This is a genomic window from Actinospineispora spinosispora DSM 44797 (genome assembly GCF_000429025.1).
Lineage (GTDB): Bacteria > Actinomycetota > Actinomycetes > Mycobacteriales > Pseudonocardiaceae > Pseudonocardia > Pseudonocardia spinosispora.
In genome coordinates this window covers 51,206-66,705 of sequence record NZ_AUBB01000026.1, presented here as the reverse complement: position 1 = coordinate 66,705, position 15,500 = coordinate 51,206, and the positions used below count along the sequence as shown (strand labels likewise).

Annotated in this window: 15 protein-coding genes; 4 read left to right on the top strand and 11 right to left on the bottom strand. The window is 69.8% G+C overall.

What is annotated here, in order from left to right:
• Positions 1–3 precede the first annotated feature (3 nt).
• Together G406_RS58355 and G406_RS0112475 are read right to left on the bottom strand one after the other, a co-directional pair.
• On the bottom strand, positions 4–660 hold the full coding sequence (locus G406_RS58355; RefSeq protein WP_064742907.1) for a permease prefix domain 1-containing protein: 657 nt from the start codon (positions 658–660) through the stop codon (positions 4–6).
• Positions 642–980, bottom strand: a complete 339-nt coding sequence (locus G406_RS0112475; protein WP_028934093.1) for a PadR family transcriptional regulator — start codon at positions 978–980, stop codon at positions 642–644. The genes G406_RS58355 and G406_RS0112475 overlap by 19 nt, the downstream gene beginning before the upstream one ends.
• Before the next feature lie 88 nt (positions 981–1,068).
• Here G406_RS0112475 and G406_RS0112470 point away from each other — a divergent pair, with 88 nt between their 5' ends.
• Positions 1,069–2,643 (top strand): multicopper oxidase family protein, encoded by a 1,575-nt coding sequence (locus G406_RS0112470; RefSeq protein WP_028934092.1) that lies wholly within the window; start codon positions 1,069–1,071, stop codon positions 2,641–2,643.
• A gap of 105 nt (positions 2,644–2,748) precedes the next feature.
• On the opposite strand, the gene G406_RS0112465 is transcribed toward G406_RS0112470, so the two are convergent.
• The 3 genes from G406_RS0112465 to G406_RS0112455 all read right to left on the bottom strand — a co-directional run bounded on the left by G406_RS0112465 (position 2,749) and on the right by G406_RS0112455 (position 5,463).
• The gene (locus G406_RS0112465; RefSeq protein ID WP_028934091.1) at positions 2,749–3,612 is read right to left on the bottom strand and encodes a siderophore-interacting protein; all 864 of its coding nucleotides are present in this window, start codon (positions 3,610–3,612) and stop codon (positions 2,749–2,751) included.
• 76 nt (positions 3,613–3,688) lie between these two features.
• Positions 3,689–4,561, bottom strand: coding sequence for an SDR family oxidoreductase (locus G406_RS0112460; protein ID WP_028934090.1), 873 nt, complete (start codon positions 4,559–4,561; stop codon positions 3,689–3,691).
• A gap of 2 nt (positions 4,562–4,563) precedes the next feature.
• Positions 4,564–5,463 (bottom strand): EamA family transporter, encoded by a 900-nt coding sequence (locus G406_RS0112455; protein ID WP_028934089.1) that lies wholly within the window; start codon positions 5,461–5,463, stop codon positions 4,564–4,566.
• 94 nt (positions 5,464–5,557) lie between these two features.
• Between G406_RS0112455 and G406_RS0112450 the strand changes: the two genes are divergently transcribed.
• Complete coding sequence (locus G406_RS0112450; RefSeq protein WP_028934088.1) at positions 5,558–6,073, top strand: MarR family winged helix-turn-helix transcriptional regulator; 516 nt, start codon at positions 5,558–5,560, stop codon at positions 6,071–6,073.
• Between the two features lie 103 nt (positions 6,074–6,176).
• Complete coding sequence (locus tag G406_RS0112445; RefSeq protein ID WP_037076290.1) at positions 6,177–7,586, top strand: WS/DGAT/MGAT family O-acyltransferase; 1,410 nt, start codon at positions 6,177–6,179, stop codon at positions 7,584–7,586.
• Between the two features lie 261 nt (positions 7,587–7,847).
• On the opposite strand, the gene G406_RS0112440 is transcribed toward G406_RS0112445, so the two are convergent.
• Positions 7,848–9,296, bottom strand: a complete 1,449-nt coding sequence (locus G406_RS0112440; RefSeq protein WP_028934086.1) for a catalase — start codon at positions 9,294–9,296, stop codon at positions 7,848–7,850.
• The gene (locus G406_RS46465) at positions 9,293–9,772 is read right to left on the bottom strand and encodes a Fur family transcriptional regulator (RefSeq protein ID WP_051341998.1); all 480 of its coding nucleotides are present in this window, start codon (positions 9,770–9,772) and stop codon (positions 9,293–9,295) included. The genes G406_RS0112440 and G406_RS46465 overlap by 4 nt, the downstream gene beginning before the upstream one ends.
• Before the next feature lie 219 nt (positions 9,773–9,991).
• Between G406_RS46465 and G406_RS53905 the strand changes: the two genes are divergently transcribed.
• Entirely contained in the window at positions 9,992–10,858 is an 867-nt protein-coding gene (locus G406_RS53905; RefSeq protein ID WP_028934085.1) for a hypothetical protein, read from the top strand.
• Positions 10,859–11,457: 599 nt separating this feature from the next.
• Here the strand turns inward: G406_RS53905 and G406_RS0112425 are convergent.
• The 4 genes from G406_RS0112425 to G406_RS0112410 all read right to left on the bottom strand — a co-directional run bounded on the left by G406_RS0112425 (position 11,458) and on the right by G406_RS0112410 (position 15,492).
• Positions 11,458–12,825 carry a WS/DGAT/MGAT family O-acyltransferase gene (locus G406_RS0112425; protein ID WP_037076287.1) on the bottom strand — a complete coding sequence of 456 codons (1,368 nt, stop codon included), beginning with the start codon at positions 12,823–12,825 and terminating at the stop codon, positions 11,458–11,460.
• Between the two features lie 162 nt (positions 12,826–12,987).
• Positions 12,988–13,599, bottom strand: coding sequence for a hypothetical protein (locus G406_RS56765; RefSeq protein WP_156934817.1), 612 nt, complete (start codon positions 13,597–13,599; stop codon positions 12,988–12,990).
• Positions 13,600–13,747: 148 nt separating this feature from the next.
• Positions 13,748–14,440, bottom strand: a complete 693-nt coding sequence (locus G406_RS46455; RefSeq protein ID WP_051341997.1) for a TetR/AcrR family transcriptional regulator — start codon at positions 14,438–14,440, stop codon at positions 13,748–13,750.
• Positions 14,437–15,492 carry a PDR/VanB family oxidoreductase gene (locus tag G406_RS0112410; protein WP_028934082.1) on the bottom strand — a complete coding sequence of 352 codons (1,056 nt, stop codon included), beginning with the start codon at positions 15,490–15,492 and terminating at the stop codon, positions 14,437–14,439. Before G406_RS0112410 ends, G406_RS46455 begins: the two co-directional genes overlap by 4 nt.
• Positions 15,493–15,500: the final 8 nt, after the last annotated feature.

The window sequence follows — 15,500 nt, the reverse complement described above, 5'->3', positions numbered from 1 at the left end:
GGGTCACGCCGGGGGCGCGAAGAACAGGGCGAACGAGCGCCACGCGGCGCGGATCGCGAGCGCCAGACCGAGCAGGGTCACGAGGTAGACGAGCGCGGTGAGCGGGGATCGCGCGACGACGTCGACCGGTGACCGGAACGCCACCGCGCTGATCGTCGTGGCGGACAGGTTCATCAGCACCGCAACCCCCGTGGCGACCGCGAGGCCCAGCACCACGACGCCCGGGGAGCGACCGTTCCGCGCCGAGACCACCAGCAACGCCAGTCCGCACACCGCCGCGCACACACTGACCGCGGCGGCACCCTGGTACAGGTGGTAGAGCCAGCCCAGCCGGTCGGGCCTCGGTGGGGCGTTGCGCGGAAGGACCGCCCACAGCTGGGTCAACGGGGGTAGCCCCAGCAGCATGACCAGCGCGGTGCGCCGCCCTTGACCCGCGATCAGCTCGGCCCGGTAGGCGGGAACCAGCTCTCGCACGTCACCGAAGTCCTCGGCCGCTCTGCGTCGCGCGTCGTCCCGGTCGAGGCCGGTGTCCTGGTAGCGGTGCGCGGCGTCGAGCAGGCCGTCCCGCACCTCGGCGAGCAGGTCACCCCGGGCGCGTTTCGGGCCGCGCAGGGCCCGCCCGAGCTCGGCGAGCACCGTGTCTATCGGATCGCCGGGCACGGACCCTCCCCCAGTACCGCGTCGATCACCCGGTGGAACTCCCGCCACTCGGTGCGGGAGACCCCGAGCTCGTGTCTGCCCGCCCTGGTCAGCTGGTAGGTGCGCCTGCGACGGCCGCCGACGGTGCTCCACACACCGGAGATCCATTTGGCCCGCTCGAGCCTGCGCAGCGCGGGATAGATGGTGCCGGTGGGCAGCTCCAGCTCACCACCGCTGCGCACCTGCAACGCCTCGATCACCGCGTAGCCGTGCAGCGGCTCACCGTCCAGCACCGCGAGGATCAGCGCGTCCAGGTGGCCGCGCACTCGGTCCGGCTTCATAGGTAGGGAGTCTATCCCTTGGGTACGGCGCGAATATCAGGGAAAACCCTGATCAATACGTAGACCGTCTACATATAGCTTCAGAAGCATGTGGACATCATCGGCTCGGCCTGAACTGGACCGTCGCCGCTTCCTCACCCTCGCCGGCGGCGCCGCGCTACTCGCCGGTTGCACACCCGGCGATCCGGTCAGCACGCGCCGGACCGCAAGCACCCGAAGCGCCGGCGACGGCGGCTGGGGCGGCAGCGGAGAGCTGGTGCGCAGCCAGGTCCCACTGCCCTCGCCGTTCACCGTGGCGCTGCCGATCCCGCCGATCCGGCGACCGGTCGACGGGCGGATCGCCATCGTCCAGCGCGTGGCCGAGGCGGAGATCCTGCCCGGCAGACGCACCGGCATCCTGGGCTACGACGGAATCTTCCCCGGACCGACGATCGAGACCCGCTCCGGCGAGCCGGTGACGGTCGTCCACACCAACCAGCTGCCCGTCCCGACCGTGACCCACCTGCACGGCGGCCACACCCCGCCGGACAGCGACGGCTGGCCCGCCGACCTGCTGCTGCCGGCCGACGGCGGGTGGGACCAGCACGGCATGCCAGGTGACCTGCGGATGGGCAGCCGGGAGCACCACTACCCGATGAACCAGCGCGCCGCGACGCTCTGGTACCACGACCATCGGATGGACTTCACCGGCCCGCAGGTCTACCGGGGCCTGGCCGGCTTCCATCTGATCCGCGACGCGGAGGAGGACGCCCTGGGGCTGCCCAGCGGCGACCGTGAACTACCGCTGATGATCTGCGACCGCTCGTTCGGGCCGGACGGTGAGTTCAGCTACCCCTCGATCGACCCGACCCTGCACACGCTGCCCGGTGTGGAGAACCACTGGATGGAAGGGGTGCTCGGGGACGTCATCCTGGTCAACGGTGCGCCGTGGCCGATCGCGGAGGTCGACGCGGCCCGCTACCGGCTGCGACTGCTGAACGCGTCCAACGCCCGCCGCTACCGGCTCGCGCTGTCCCCCGGCGGCGAGTTCGTCCAGATCGGCTCGGACGGCGGTCTCCTCGCCGCGCCCGCGAGCCTGACCACCCTGGACATCGCCTCCGGTGAACGGTTCGACGTGATCGTGGACTTCTCCCGGTACCCGGTGGGCTCCGAGGTCACCCTGCTCAACCAGAACGCCACGGGTGCGGCCGGTCGGATCCTGCGCTTCAAGGTGGCTCGCGCGGCCCGTGACGACTCACGGGTGCCGGACACGTTGTCGCACGTCGAGCCGCTCGTGCCCGACACCGGCTCGGTCCGCAGGGAGTGGAAGTTCGCCAGGGGGACACTGGCCGGCGCCCACACCGGATGGACGATCAACGGCCGGGCGTTCGACCCGGCGAGGGTCGACGCCCTGGCCCGGCTCGGCGACCTGGAGATCTGGCGAATCTCCTCCAGCCTGGACCACTCGGTGCACGTCCACCTGGACCAGTTCCAGGTGCTCGACCGGCGCGGTGGCCCGCCGAGACCGGAGGACGCGGGCTGGAAGGACACGGTGCACCTGCGGTCCGGCGACACCGTCACCATCGCTGTCCGCTTCACCGACTACCCGGGCCGCTACGTCTTCCACTGCCACAACCTGGAGCACGAGGACATGGCGATGATGGCCGTCCTGCGCACCACATAGCCGGTGTGGTTTCTTGATCACCACCGTCTGACGGCTGTGTCCCCGCCTAAAAACAGCCATCAGGCGGTGGTGATCAAGGTTCGGGGGTTGTCGGTGCGAACTGCGCTACGCGCCGCCCAGCTCGGCCATGATCTCGGCGCGCTCCGCCACGTCCTCCGTGGTGGGGTCGTCGTCCTGGGTCAGGTGCAGGCGCCAGTAGCCGGAGAAGGCGATCTGCTTGCGGTTGACGCCCCGGTCGTTGACCAGGTGCCGGCGCAGCGCACGGACCGCCGACGACTCACCCGCGAGCCAGGCGAACGGGGTTCCGGGCGGGAACTCCGCCGCCCGCACCGCCTCGACCAGCAGCTCGGACCTACCGGCCGGCAGGCCGTCGCGGTGCAGCCAGTGGACGTCCGCGCCGGTCAACGGCTGCTCCTCGGCGGCGTCCGCGACCTCGATGTAGGCGAGGGTCGGCACGGCGCTGTCCGCATCCAGCAACGCCGCGATCGCGGGCAGCGCCGACTCGTCACCGACCAGCAGCCGCCAGTCGTACGCGCCGGGAGTGACGAAATGGCTCCGCGCCGGACCCAGCATGCCGACCCGATCACCGACCGAGGCGCTCTTCGCCCAGCTCGTGGCGGGCCCGGCCGGTTCACCGGGGTGCTCGTGCAGCACGAAGTCGACGTCGATCTCGCCGCTGCCGGCGTGGTGCGCGCGGATCGAGTAGCTGCGCATCCACGGTCGCCGCGCCTCCGGCATCGACCGGTACGCCTGGAACCAGGTCATGACGTTGCCGTCCTCGGGCATCGGCGGCACGACCGGAGCGCCCTGTCCGGGTTTGGCGAAGAAGAACTTCGCCTGCTGGTCCGGCGACACGGACCGGAAAGCGGCCAGGTCGTCGCCGCCGAACCGCACGCGCATCATCTTCGGCGCGATCAGCTCGATGCCTGTGACGTGCAGCAGGGCGAACTTCGGAGCATCCGCAGGCACAACCAACCCCTTTCGAGTAAGGCTGACCTTACCTCTTGCGGACGGGTGACGCAAAGTTCTTTCGGCGCACTGGCGACTACCCACCGAACGCGGCGGCGTGGTCCCGGAGGAAGTCGGCGAGCGTGCGGGGCGGGCGCCCCAGGAGGGTCTCGACCGTGTCCGTGGTGAAGTCGCCCCACCCCGTGGCGTAGGCCCGCGCGTACTCCTCCAGCATGTCGACGATCCAGGTCGGGACGCCGTAGCCGAGCAGGGTCGCGCGCTTCGCCTCGTCGGTGACCGGCAGGTATCCGACCGGCCTGCCCACGGCGTGGCCCAGCTGCTCGGCGACGTCGTCGAACGTCAGTGAGCGCGGACCGGTGAGCGTGTAGGTCGCGCCGTGGTGGCGGTCCGGGGCGTCGAGCAGCACCCGGGCGGCGCAGTCCGCGATGTCCCGCGCATCGATCATGCCGAGGCGGGCCGTGCCCATGTTCAGCGAGAACGTGCCGGTGGCTGCGACGTCGCCCGCCTCGTTCAGCAGGTTCTGCATGAACCAGTGCGGACGCAGGATCGTCCAGCTCAGATCGCAACGCTCGGTCTCCCGGTCGGACAACGCATGCAGCCTGCCGCTGCGGTTGGGCGCGTCGTGGGCCGCGCCGACGACCGACAGCCGCACGATGCGCTCCGCCCCGGCCCGGCGCGCGGCCCACACAGCGTTCATGTTGTTCTCCGGCGCGCGCGGTCCGTTCGGGACGAGCAGCCAGACGTCCCGCACACCCTCGAAGGCGGGCGGCAGCGTCCGAGGGTCGTCGAGGTCGCCGACCGCCACCTCGACCCCCAGCGAACGCAGGCCGTCCGCGCGGGACCCGTCGCGGACGAGAGCACGCAGCTGCAGGTCGGCGTCGTGCAGTGCGGTGATCAGCGCGCCGGACACGGTTCCGGTCGCCCCGGTGATCAGAACGGTACGGGACATCGTCAGTCTCCTGTCTCGAGAGCGGAGGTGGTGCGGGGAGCGAGTTGGCCGGCGGCGACGGCGCCAAGCGCGAGCACGAAACCGATGCCCTGCGCCGGGGTCAGGGACTCGTCGAGGAACAGCCGGCCGAGGATCGTGGCGACCACCGGCGAGAGCAGCGGCAGGAACGACACGGCGACCACCGGCAACCTGCCGATGCCGTGGAACCAGATCGGGTAGGACAGCAGGGCGCCGACGATCGCCAGCCAGGCATAGCCACCGATCGCCGGGAGGTCGAGCGCGGGCGGCAGCCCCTCGAACACGACCGCCAGTGGGACGAGCACGAGGCCACCCGCGGTGAGCTGCCAGCCCGCCGTGGTCACCGCGCTGACGCCGTCGGGGCGTCCCCACCGTTTGATCAGCACGATTCCGGCGGCCATCACGCCCGCGCCCACGACGCCGGCCAGGATGCCGACGAGGTCCAGGTGGATCCGGCCGCGCAGCACGATCAACGCGACACCCACCACCCCGGCCGCGGCCCAACCGAGCCGCCACCGGGTCGGTTTCTCGCCGAGCAGCAGAAGTGCGAGACCCGCGACGAACAGCGGCTGGATGGACTGCAGGGTCGCGGCGACTCCGCCGGGCAGCCGATACGCCGCGACGAACAGCAGTGCGTTGAACACGCCGATGTTGAGCGCGCCGAGCAGCAGCGATCGCCACAGCCACACGCCGTGCGGTAGCCGGCGAGTGAGGACGAGCAGGACGAGCCCGGCCGGCAGGACCCGGATCACCGTGGACACCAGCGGATAGCCGGGCGGCAGGAACTCGGTGGTCACCAGGTACGTGGTGCCCCAGCTCATCGGCGCGAGCGCGGTCAGCACGGTCAGCGCGGTCGGGGTGCCGGTTCGGGGTTCGGTGTTCATCGAGGCAACCTCTTAACATTGAAATGTTCAACGTTGAGGACCGTACGTCGGATGGTATCTTCACGTCAAACATTTCAACGTTGAGAGGTCGCTCGTGGCACGTGACGCCGTGGACCTGGTCCTGGAGCAATGGGAGCGCGCTCGGCCCGATCTCGATGCGAGCCCGATGGGAGTACTCGGCCGGCTCTCCCGTCTGTCCCGGATCCTCGATCACGAGCTCAAGACGCTGTTCGGCCGGTTCGGGCTGGAGCGGGGCGAGTTCGACGTGCTCGGCACGCTGAGGCGCGCCGCGTCACCGGAGGGAACGATGACGGCGGGCATGCTGGCCCGCTCGTCGATGGTCACCGCGGGGGCTGTCACGAACCGGCTCGACCGGCTCGTCGCCAAGGGCTACGTCACCCGCGAGCTGGACCCGGCGAACCGGCGAACCGTCATCGTGGCTCTCACGCCGTCCGGTCGCGAGCTGATCGACCGCGCCGTCGCCGCCCACGTCGACAACGAGAGGCGTCTGCTCGCCGGACTCGACCGACACCAGCAGGACGATCTCGCGGCCACCCTCCGCACACTGCTGCTCAGCCTCGGCGACGACGTGAGCCATGAGGCCCGTTAGCCCAATGGTCTGACGGACCTATGAGCATGTGACCTCCCTCATATGGCGGATCAATGCGCCCAGAGATTGACAGCGACGCACTGTTATACAACGTTCGGGCACTATGCCCATGGCCGTGATGGATTCGGTTTTCATGAACATCGAATCCCGTGAGCACCCCACTCACTTCGCAAAGCTGCAGCTCTTCCAGCCCCCGGAGGGCTCGGGACCCGAGTACGTCTCCGAGTTCTACCGCTCCTTACTGACGCACACCGCCGTCGACCCGCTCATGCGCCGCCGTCCGGTGCGCAGCATGTCGAGCCTCGGTCAGTGGTCCTGGACCGAGGACGACGAGGTTGACCTCGAATACCACGTGCGCCTGTCCGCACTGCCACATCCCGGCAGGGTCCGTGAGCTGCTCGAGCTCGTCTCCCGGCTGCACGGCACACTGCTGGACCGGCAGCGCCCGCTGTGGGAGTGCCACGTGATCGCGGGCCTCGCGGACGGCCGGTTCGGCGTGTTCACGAAGCTGCATCACGCGCTGATGGACGGCGTAGCGGGTATGCAACGGCTGACCGCCGGGCTGACCCTGAACGCCGACGGCACCGCGCAGCCGCCGTGGGCGCCGCACGGGCCCGCCGCCGCGAAGGCAGCGGAGGAGGAGCCGGAGGGCCTGGTCAGCTCGGTCATCAACTCCACGTGGGGCCGTCTACGCGACACGACGCAGATGGCGGGCAACCTGGTCTCCGCCCAGCCCGCCCTGTTCAAGGCGCTGACCAGCACGATCCGCGACGAGACGGCGGCGCTGCCGTTCCAGGCACCCAAGTCGATGCTCAACGTGAAGATCGGCGGCGCCCGCCGGGTCGCGGCCCAGACCTGGCCGCTGGACCGGGTGCGCGCCGTCGCCAAGGCGGCCAAGGGTGGTGCCCAGTCCGGCGCGACGGTCAACGACGTCGCGGTGGCCATGTGCTCCGGCGCGCTGCGGCGCTACCTGCTCGACGCCGGTGAGCTGCCGGACCGCTCGCTGGTCGCGCTGCTGCCGGTGTCGATGCGCGGCACGTCGCTGGCCGGCAACCTCAGCCGGTCGGACGAGAACGCGGTCGGTGGCATCCTGTGCGAGCTGGCCACCGACGAGGCCGACCCGGCGGTGCGCCTGGCGAAGATCCACAAGTCGACGAAGAACGCCAAGACGATCCTGGCCGGCATGAACTCGACCGAGATGGGCCTGATGACGCTGGCCACCGCGGGCGGGGTGCTGTTCAGTGCCGTACCCGGTCTGCCGCCGGCGTTCAACGTGATCATCTCGAACGTGCCGGGCAGCCGCGAGCCCCTGTACTTCAACGGCGCGCAACTGACCGAGGGCTATCCGATGTCGGTCATCGCCGACGGTCAGGCACTGAACATGACCCTGATCAGCTACGCGGGCCAGCTGTCCTTCGGCCTGGTCGCGTGCCGCCGCAGCGTCCCGCACATGCAACGCATGCTCGACCACCTGGACACCGAGCTGACCGCCCTGGAGGAGGCCTTCGGCTGATCCCCTCGCGCGCGGTGGCCCCACTGGCCACAGGCCACACCGCGTACGCGAACCGGCCCCCGTTCCCAGCTAGGGAACGGGGGCCGGTGACGGCTGGTGTCGCTTCGCCTTGTGGTCGAGTCCAAGGCATCTCGGCTTCGCCGTCGACTCGTGAGTGGCAAGGGCGCCTATAGGCGCCCGGAACACTCACGACTGAAAAGCTGTCGTGAGTGCCCCGAGCGCCTACGCTTCGCGCTCCTTCGGGGTAGACGCCCTTGCCACTCACGTGCCGTTTCGTACCGCCTGCTCGATCTTGTCGCCTAGTTCCTTGTCGATGTTCTTCCAGTACTCGAACGCGCGCACCAGCACCTTTTCGGACACGCCGCCCAGCAGGTGGCCCGCCACGTTGCCGACCAGCCTCGCGCGCTGCTCGTCGTCGAGGACCTCACGGACCATGATGCCCGCCTGGGTCCAGTCGTCGTCGTCCTCGCGCAGCGTGTAGGCCTGGCGGACCATCTCGCCGTCGGACTGCCACAGGACCTCGTTGGTCTTGCCGGCGTCGGCCTTCGGGCCGCCGTAGGAGTTCGGCGCGTACACCGGGTCGGAGCCGTTGATCTGCCGTCCGGCGCCGTCCTTGGAGTAGCTGTGCACCGGGGACTTCGGCGCGTTGACCGGGATGTGCCGGTAGTTGACGCCGAGCCGGGCGCGGTGCGCGTCGGAGTAGGAGAAGCCGCGGGCGAGCAGCATCTTGTCCGGGCTCAGACCGGTGCCGGCGACCTGGTTGTTCGGCTCGAACGCGGCCTGCTCCATCTGCGTGAAGTAGTCCTCGACGTTGCGGTCCAGGGTCAGCGTGCCGACGTCGATCAGCGGGTAGTCGCTGTGCGGCCACACCTTGGTCAGGTCGAACGGGTTGATCCGGTAGGTCTTCGCGTCCTCGAACGGCATGATCTGCATCTTCAGCGACCAGGACGGGTGGTCACCGTTCTCGATGCTGGTGTACAGGTCGCGCTGGTGGAAGTCGGCGTCCTGGCCGGCGATGCGGTCCGCCTCTTCCTGGGTGAGGAACTCGATGCCCTGGTCGGTCTTCCAGTGGTACTTGACCCAGAACTTCTCGCCGTTCGCGTTGACCCAGCTGTAGGTGTGGCTGCTGTAGCCGTTCATGTGGCGCCAGGTCTTCGGGATGCCCCGGTCGCCCATCAGCCAGGACAGCATGTGCGCCGACTCGGGCACCAGCGTCCAGAAGTCCCACTGCATGTCGTGGTCGCGCAGGTTGTTGGCCTTGCGGCGCTTCTGCGAGCGGATGAAGTGCTGGAACTTCAGCGGGTCCCGGATGAAGAAGATCGGCACGTTGTTGCCGACGATGTCCAGGTTGCCCTCTGACGTGTAGAGCTTCACCGCGAAGCCGCGCGGGTCACGCCAGGTGTCCGGGGTGCCGCGCTCGCCCGCGACGGTGGAGAACCGCACGACGGCCTCGGTCTTCGCGCCGGGCTGGAAGACCGCGGCGCTGGTGTAGGCGCTGACGTCGTTCGTCACCTCGAAGCGACCGAACGCGCCGCCGCCCTTGGCGTGCGGCTGGCGCTCCGGGATGATCTCCCGGTTGAAGTTCGCCATCTGCTCGATCAGGTAGGAGTCCTGGAGCAGGATCGGGCCGTCCGGGCCGACGGTGAGCGAATGCTCGTCGCTGGGTACCGGGATGCCGGCGTCTGTCGTGGTTGGCCGCGTGTCGGTCACGACTGCAGCTCCTTCGTGTTGTGGTGGTGGATGGTGCCTTGTCCTTGGCAATCCGGGCAGAGACCCCAGAACACGATCTCTGCTTCCTCGACCGCAAAGCCCGCGTCGTCGCTCGGGGTCAGGCACGGCCGCTGGCCGACCGTGCAGTCCACGTCCTCGGTGCGTCCGCATCGGCGGCAGACCAGGTGGTGATGGTTGTCGCCGATCCGGGTCTCGAACCGGGCGGCGGAGCCCGCCGGCTCGATGCGCCGCAGTAGCCCGGCGCCGGTGCATGCGGCGAGCACGTCGTACACCGCTTGTTTGGACACCGAGCCGAGCCGGGTGGCGACCAGCTTCGCCACGGTGTCCGCGGTGGCGTGCGGGTGCTCGCCGAGAACCTCCAGTACCGCCATCCGAGCCGCCGTCACCCGCATGCCGGCGGTGCGCAACATCTGTCGCGCGCCGTCGGTGGTGACACCGTGCTCGGGCTGGGGCATGACTCCAACCCACCACCTTTTCTGGACTAAGTCAAGAAAAGGCCACGATCGGATGTGCGAGAAACCCGCGCGCTCGGATACAGAGTGTCACGATTGCACTGGGCCATGTGGGGTTACTACCGCGTAAATGCGCCGAATGGCGGTCCCACCAGGCCCGCGACGTTGTGACGATGAGTCACAACGTTCCCCCATTCGAACCGACAGCTCGGACCGACATCTGTGACCATCCACCATCCACGCAAGCTCCTCAACCCGGTCAGCACCGATGAGCTCCACGACCTCGCCGCGGTCTCCGCGGGACTGCGCGAAGTCCACCGCAACCGGGACCGCAACCGCCTGATCGCACTCGTCCTACTGGTGATGACCGCCGCCGGCCTCTGGGTCAGCCGCGCGCAATGGCTGCCGCTCGTCACCTCGACCGACCCGTTCCAGACCACCCCGGCCGCGAACTTCCCCACCGCCCCCGACGGACTGGTGCTCCCCGAAGCCACCGCCGTCGAAGGCATGACCGCGGCACAGGTCGACGGCGCGCTGCGCCAGGTCAAGTCCGCGCTCGAGGCGTCCTACCTCGACGACCGGCTCCTCGTCGGACACGACCCCGCCACGCTGCTGTCGCTGCTCGCACCGGACAGCGCCGGCACGGTGCGCTCGATGCTCGCCGACGGCGACTACGGGACCACCATGATCCGCCTCGCCCCCGGCACCGTGCTCGCCGGTCCACCCCGGGTCAACGGGCGCCTCAGCTACGCCCGGGTCGACTGGAACGGCCTGCCCGCACTGGACGTGACCAGCAACTACGTGTGGGCCTACGCGTTCGACCAGCCGTCCGGTGTCGTCGTGCTGCACTCCGAGACGCACTGGATGTTCCCGCTGGCCAAGAACCTGCGGCCCACCTCGCGCGGCATGTACCTCGGCGCATCCACGGGCTACTGGCACGGCATGGACTGCACCGCCTCGACCCGCGGCCTCACCGCCCCCGCACCCCCGCACGCACGCAACACCGCCCCCGACTTCCGCGACCCCGACCCCACCGACGCGTACTTCGACCCACACCGCTCGGTGCAGGTGGATTCTGCTTGTCGATAACCGGCGGGCCCTCGCGCGTCGAAAGTTTCCGGTTGGGACCCCGCTCCGCTTCGCTCCGGGGGCCCGCAACCGGAAACTTGGGCGGCTTCGCCGGTCGCTTCGCTCCGGCTTCGCTGCCCTCGCTTGACGCGCGTCTGTCTGGTCGCGTTCTGCTTCGCCTGGTGCGTTTTGTGCAGTGCTTCGCACTGAACCCCCTTCGGGGAGACTCGCGGAGCGGGCGGAGCGGAGCGGGCGCACTTCGCAGAGGTTCTGGCGCACCTCGCAGAGGCTCGTGTTGTGTCGCAGATGTTGCAACATCTGCGACACGACACGAAGCTCTGCGAAGTCACCCCGCCCCCACCCCTCCCGGGGCGCACTGCAACCGGCGGGGCGCGGCGCAGCCGTGACCCTCTGGGCGCGCAGACTGCCCCCGTCCCCGCGATCCTGGCCCGCACTTGGCGTGGGTGGGTGGTGTCAACCCTGAAACCTCGCCCCCGAACCCGCGCAACCAGGAACCCGTGCGAGGCCGGCGAGGCGGGGGGTTGATACCACCCACCCACGCCAAGACACTGAATGGCCAGCGGGGACACCCCGAGAACCGGCGAGCCGAACTCCGACCCCTACGCCTCCAGTGCGTCGAGCTCCGCGTCCAGGTGGTCCAGCAGGCGTTGCAGGTGGGGGACGGTGCGCCGACAACCGGTGATGCCGAAGGACAGCTGGCCCGCGTAGCTGGTCAACGTCATGTTCACCGCCTGGCCCTCGGCGGGGATGGACAGCGGGTAGCTCTCGACCAGCTCGGCGCCGTTCCAGTAGAGCTTCTCGCGGCTGCCGGGGACGTTCGAGATGATCAGGTTGAACGGCGGAGGGACCATGCCCCTCAGGCCGGGCACCGGGGCGACCGCGAGCCCCGCGACGAGCACCGAGGCGAGCGCCACGATCTCGGTCGGGTTCAAGCCCGACAGCATCGCCTTGGCGTGCCGGGTGGACGCCCGGATCCTGGCCAGCCGCACCGACGGATCCGGCTGGTCGGTGGCCAGGTCACACAGGATCGCGCCGACCGCGTTGCCCTCCGAGGACCCGGCCGTGTCCGCGGCGCGCAGCGAGACCGGCAGCATCGCGACGAGCGAGCGATCCGGCAGCGCGTCCTGGTCGATGAGGTAGCGCCGCAGCGCACCGGCGCACATGGCGACCGCGACGTCGTTGATCGTCGCATCGGCCTTGGCACCGACCGCGCGGATCCGGTCCAACGGCCAGGACTGCGCGGCGAACCGGCGCGCCCCACCGATCGGCACGTTGAACATGGTCTTCGGCGCCTCGAACGGCAGTGTCGCCGCGCCGTCCCGATAAGCGTCGACCAGCGCCTTGGTCAGCGCGGCCGGCGTGCCGGCGACCTCGGTCGCCATCCGTGTGACGCCCTTGACCCTGCCCCAGGCCTGGTCGATCACGTCACCCTTCGCCCCGCCATCGGCTCGGGCACGGGCCGACGGTGCCCAGGGCGGCAGCGACTCGCCGTCCCGTTCGGTACTGAGGCCCTCGGTCACCCGGCGGACCGCCGTGACGCCGTCCATCAGCGCGTGGTGGACCTTCGTGTACACGGCGAACCTGCCGTCGGCGAGGCCCTCGATGACGTTCATCTCCCACAGCGGCCGGTGCCGGTCCAGCAGCGAGCCGTGCAGCCGGGACACCAGCTCCAGCAGCTCACGGACCCGGCCGGGGCGGGGCAGCGCGGACAGCCGGACGTGGTACTCCAGCTCGACGTCCTCGTCCCGTACCCAGCTCCACTGCCCGAGGGTCGCCGCGCGGCGCACCGGGCGGCGACGCATCGTCCCGGAGACCTCGGTGCGGGTGAGCAGGTCCCGGTAGAACTCCGACACGTACTCCGGGCCGGAGTCCGGCGGCGGCCGGAAGAGCTGCAGCAGGGCGACGTGCGTGGGGTGCTCACGCGATTCGCCGAGCAGGAACGCGGAGTCCGTGATCGCCATCACCATGGCGCGAACGGTGCGCGTCGCGAGCCGCCCTGTCAACTCGTCCCTTCCCCGCGAGTCGGGCCTCTCGGCACAGCGAGTCGGGCATCTGAGCACCTCGGCGTGTGCTGAAACGACCGACTCGGTGTGCTGAGGACCCCGACTCGCGGGAAAGGATGGGGGGGGCTACCTGCCTCTGGTGGCTGTCCGGGGCGGGCCGACCCTTTGCATCGGGATGCGGGGGACGGTGGGCGCCCGGTGTTGCGGGGTTCGGTTCGGTGAGCAGCGGGGGTTCTGGCGGGCGTTCGGCGAGCCTGCTCGCCTACTGCCCGCCGGATGTCTTCGGGCCGCTGCCCGACGGGCCCGGACGGCCGGATGTCGGTCGGATACCGGTCGACGAGCGGGTCTGCCGGCACACAGTCCACCGGCGATCAGCGCCAGCATGATCCAGCCGATCAACAACGCCATCGCCTTGTCGGTCGCCGGATGCAGCACACCGGGCGAGGACGGCTCGCCGGGTTTCGGCACATGCCGGACCGCGGTCGAGATCAGCGGTGCCCCCGGTTTGATCGGGGTCGCCTGGACCGACGCCGCGCCGAGTCGCTGTTCGCAGGCCATCTCGGCCGACGACAGGCGTGGCGAGTCGGCAACCACATCGGCCGCCACCTCGGTCGCCAGATCGCGGCTTGCCTCTCCCCCGAGCGGCACCAGCAACGCCGCATGCACCGGGTGGCCGATGCAATCGGCCAGGGTGTCGGCATAGGTGGCGCCGGCTGTTCCGAGTACTGCACCGACCACGCATGTGAGCGTGAAAAACAGAGCACGTAGCCGCGGCACTGCACTCCCTCAACAACAACTTGAATGATCACTTGGTGGCGAAAGCTACCAATGGTCATCAAGAGGTCAGGGAATCGTCACCCGATAGATTGATGAGGGCGCGTCGCAGTTACTTTGTGTAGGAATTCCGCATCGCGGCGGCCATCTGCGACGCGGTGGCAGGGTCGTGCCGGGCGGTGGTCGCGAGCATTGCCACCAGTTGATCAACCAGCCAGTTCTCCAGCCGGTCCCGGGCGATCTTGCCCTCGCCGAGCCACGCGACACTGGCCGATTCGACGACCGCGAACCAGCTACGCATCGTGAGCTCCAGCATCGGCGCCGGGCTCGCCGCGTCACCGGTTCCACCCATGCGGGCGTCGATCCGGACCGCGACCGTCCGCACGATGTGGTCGCGCACGCGGTTCATCAGCTCTTCGCTCTCCGCGGTCGCCACGACGGACCCGGTGCGCTGCAGCGCGACGTAGGCGCCCGCGTAGGTCTGGATGAGCCCGAGGAACTCGTGCAGCGAGTAGCGCACCTGCTCGATCAGACTGCCGTTCTCCGGCGGCGTCATGACCGCGATGATCTCCTCGACCACCGTGCGCAGCGCGGCCATGCGCAGCTCGTTGATGTTCGGGAAGTAGCGGTAGAACAGCGCGCGGGACACGTCGGCGGCGCGCGCGACGTCGTCCACCGCGATGAGGTCGGGTGGTTGGTCCGCGTACAGCCGCAGCGCCGTCTGGATCAGGTGCTCGCGACGACGTTCCGGATTCATCCGGCGCGCGGGCGACACGGAGTCCCAGTTCGTCTGGCTGTCACTCACAGGTCGAGCACCAACTGATCACCCTTCGCCCGGGACACGCAGATGGTCATCTCCCTGTCTCGTTCCGGTTCGGTCAACGCGCGGTCGTGGTGTTCGACGTCGCCGGACAGCACCGAGGTCCGGCAGGTCCCGCAGAACCCCTGCCGGCACGAGTACGCGACCGTCGGCACCGCCTCGCTCACCACGTCCAGCACCGATCGGTCCGCCGGCACCGCCAACCGTCGTCTGCTCCTCGCCAGCTCGACCACGAACGGCCTGCCGCCGACCACCGGCGGCGCGGAGAAGCGTTCGGTGTGCAGTGCTACCAGCCGAGGGGCCGCCCTGTCCACCGCCGAGTCCATGGCCGCGCGCAATGCGGTGACCATGGGCGGTGGCCCGCACAGGTAGCCGGTGGCCCCCTCGGGTGCATGACCGAGCAGCTCGGCCCCGGTCGGCGGACCGCCGTTCTCGACGTCCGTGCGGATCGTCACCCTGGACTGTTCGAGCCGGGAGATCTCGCCGAGGAACGGCATCGAGTCGCGGTCCCGGCCCGCGTAGACGAACTGCCAGTCGGCGCCGGTCGCGGCGACCGCCCGCAGCATCGGCAGGATCGGCGTGATCCCGATGCCACCCGCGACGAACAGGTAGCGCGGAGCTCTGATCAGCGGAAACGCCGACCTCGGGCCGCGCACGACGAGCTCGTCGCCCGGCCGCAGCTCGTGCATCTCGCGGGACCCGCCGAGTCCGTCGGCGATGCGCCGCACCGCGATCCGATAGCCGCCCAGGTCGGACGGGTCACCGCACAGCGAGTACTGGCGCAGCCTGCCGCTGGGCGCCACGACGTCCAGGTGCGCACCGGGGTGCCAGGCGGGCAGCTGCCCGGAGCCGCCGGGGCGGGTCAGCCACAGGCTCACCACGTCCTTGGCCTCGGCGTGCACCTCACGGACGACGAGCCGCAGGTCCCGGTCGACCGCGAGCACCGGAGGCCGCCTGCCGAACCGGTTCAACCCGTCGAGTACCCGGACGGCTCCGCCGACGGCCCGGAACACCCCGCTCGGCCGCCCGAGCGGCAACTCATCCC

Excerpts from the sequence above, each read along its gene's own strand:
- G406_RS0112455 (WP_028934089.1), bottom strand. The coding sequence starts at position 5,463 with ATGAACACCGAACCCCGAACCGGCACCCCGACCGCGCTGACCGTGCTG.
- G406_RS0112425 (WP_037076287.1), bottom strand. The coding sequence starts at position 12,825 with ATGGTGATGGCGATCACGGACTCCGCGTTCCTGCTCGGCGAATCGCGT.
- G406_RS0112470 (WP_028934092.1), top strand. The coding sequence starts at position 1,069 with ATGTGGACATCATCGGCTCGGCCTGAACTGGACCGTCGCCGCTTCCTC.
- G406_RS0112475 (WP_028934093.1), bottom strand. The coding sequence starts at position 980 with ATGAAGCCGGACCGAGTGCGCGGCCACCTGGACGCGCTGATCCTCGCG.
- G406_RS46465 (WP_051341998.1), bottom strand. The coding sequence starts at position 9,772 with ATGCCCCAGCCCGAGCACGGTGTCACCACCGACGGCGCGCGACAGATG.
- G406_RS0112445 (WP_037076290.1), top strand. The coding sequence starts at position 6,177 with ATGCCCATGGCCGTGATGGATTCGGTTTTCATGAACATCGAATCCCGT.
- G406_RS0112460 (WP_028934090.1), bottom strand. The coding sequence starts at position 4,561 with ATGTCCCGTACCGTTCTGATCACCGGGGCGACCGGAACCGTGTCCGGC.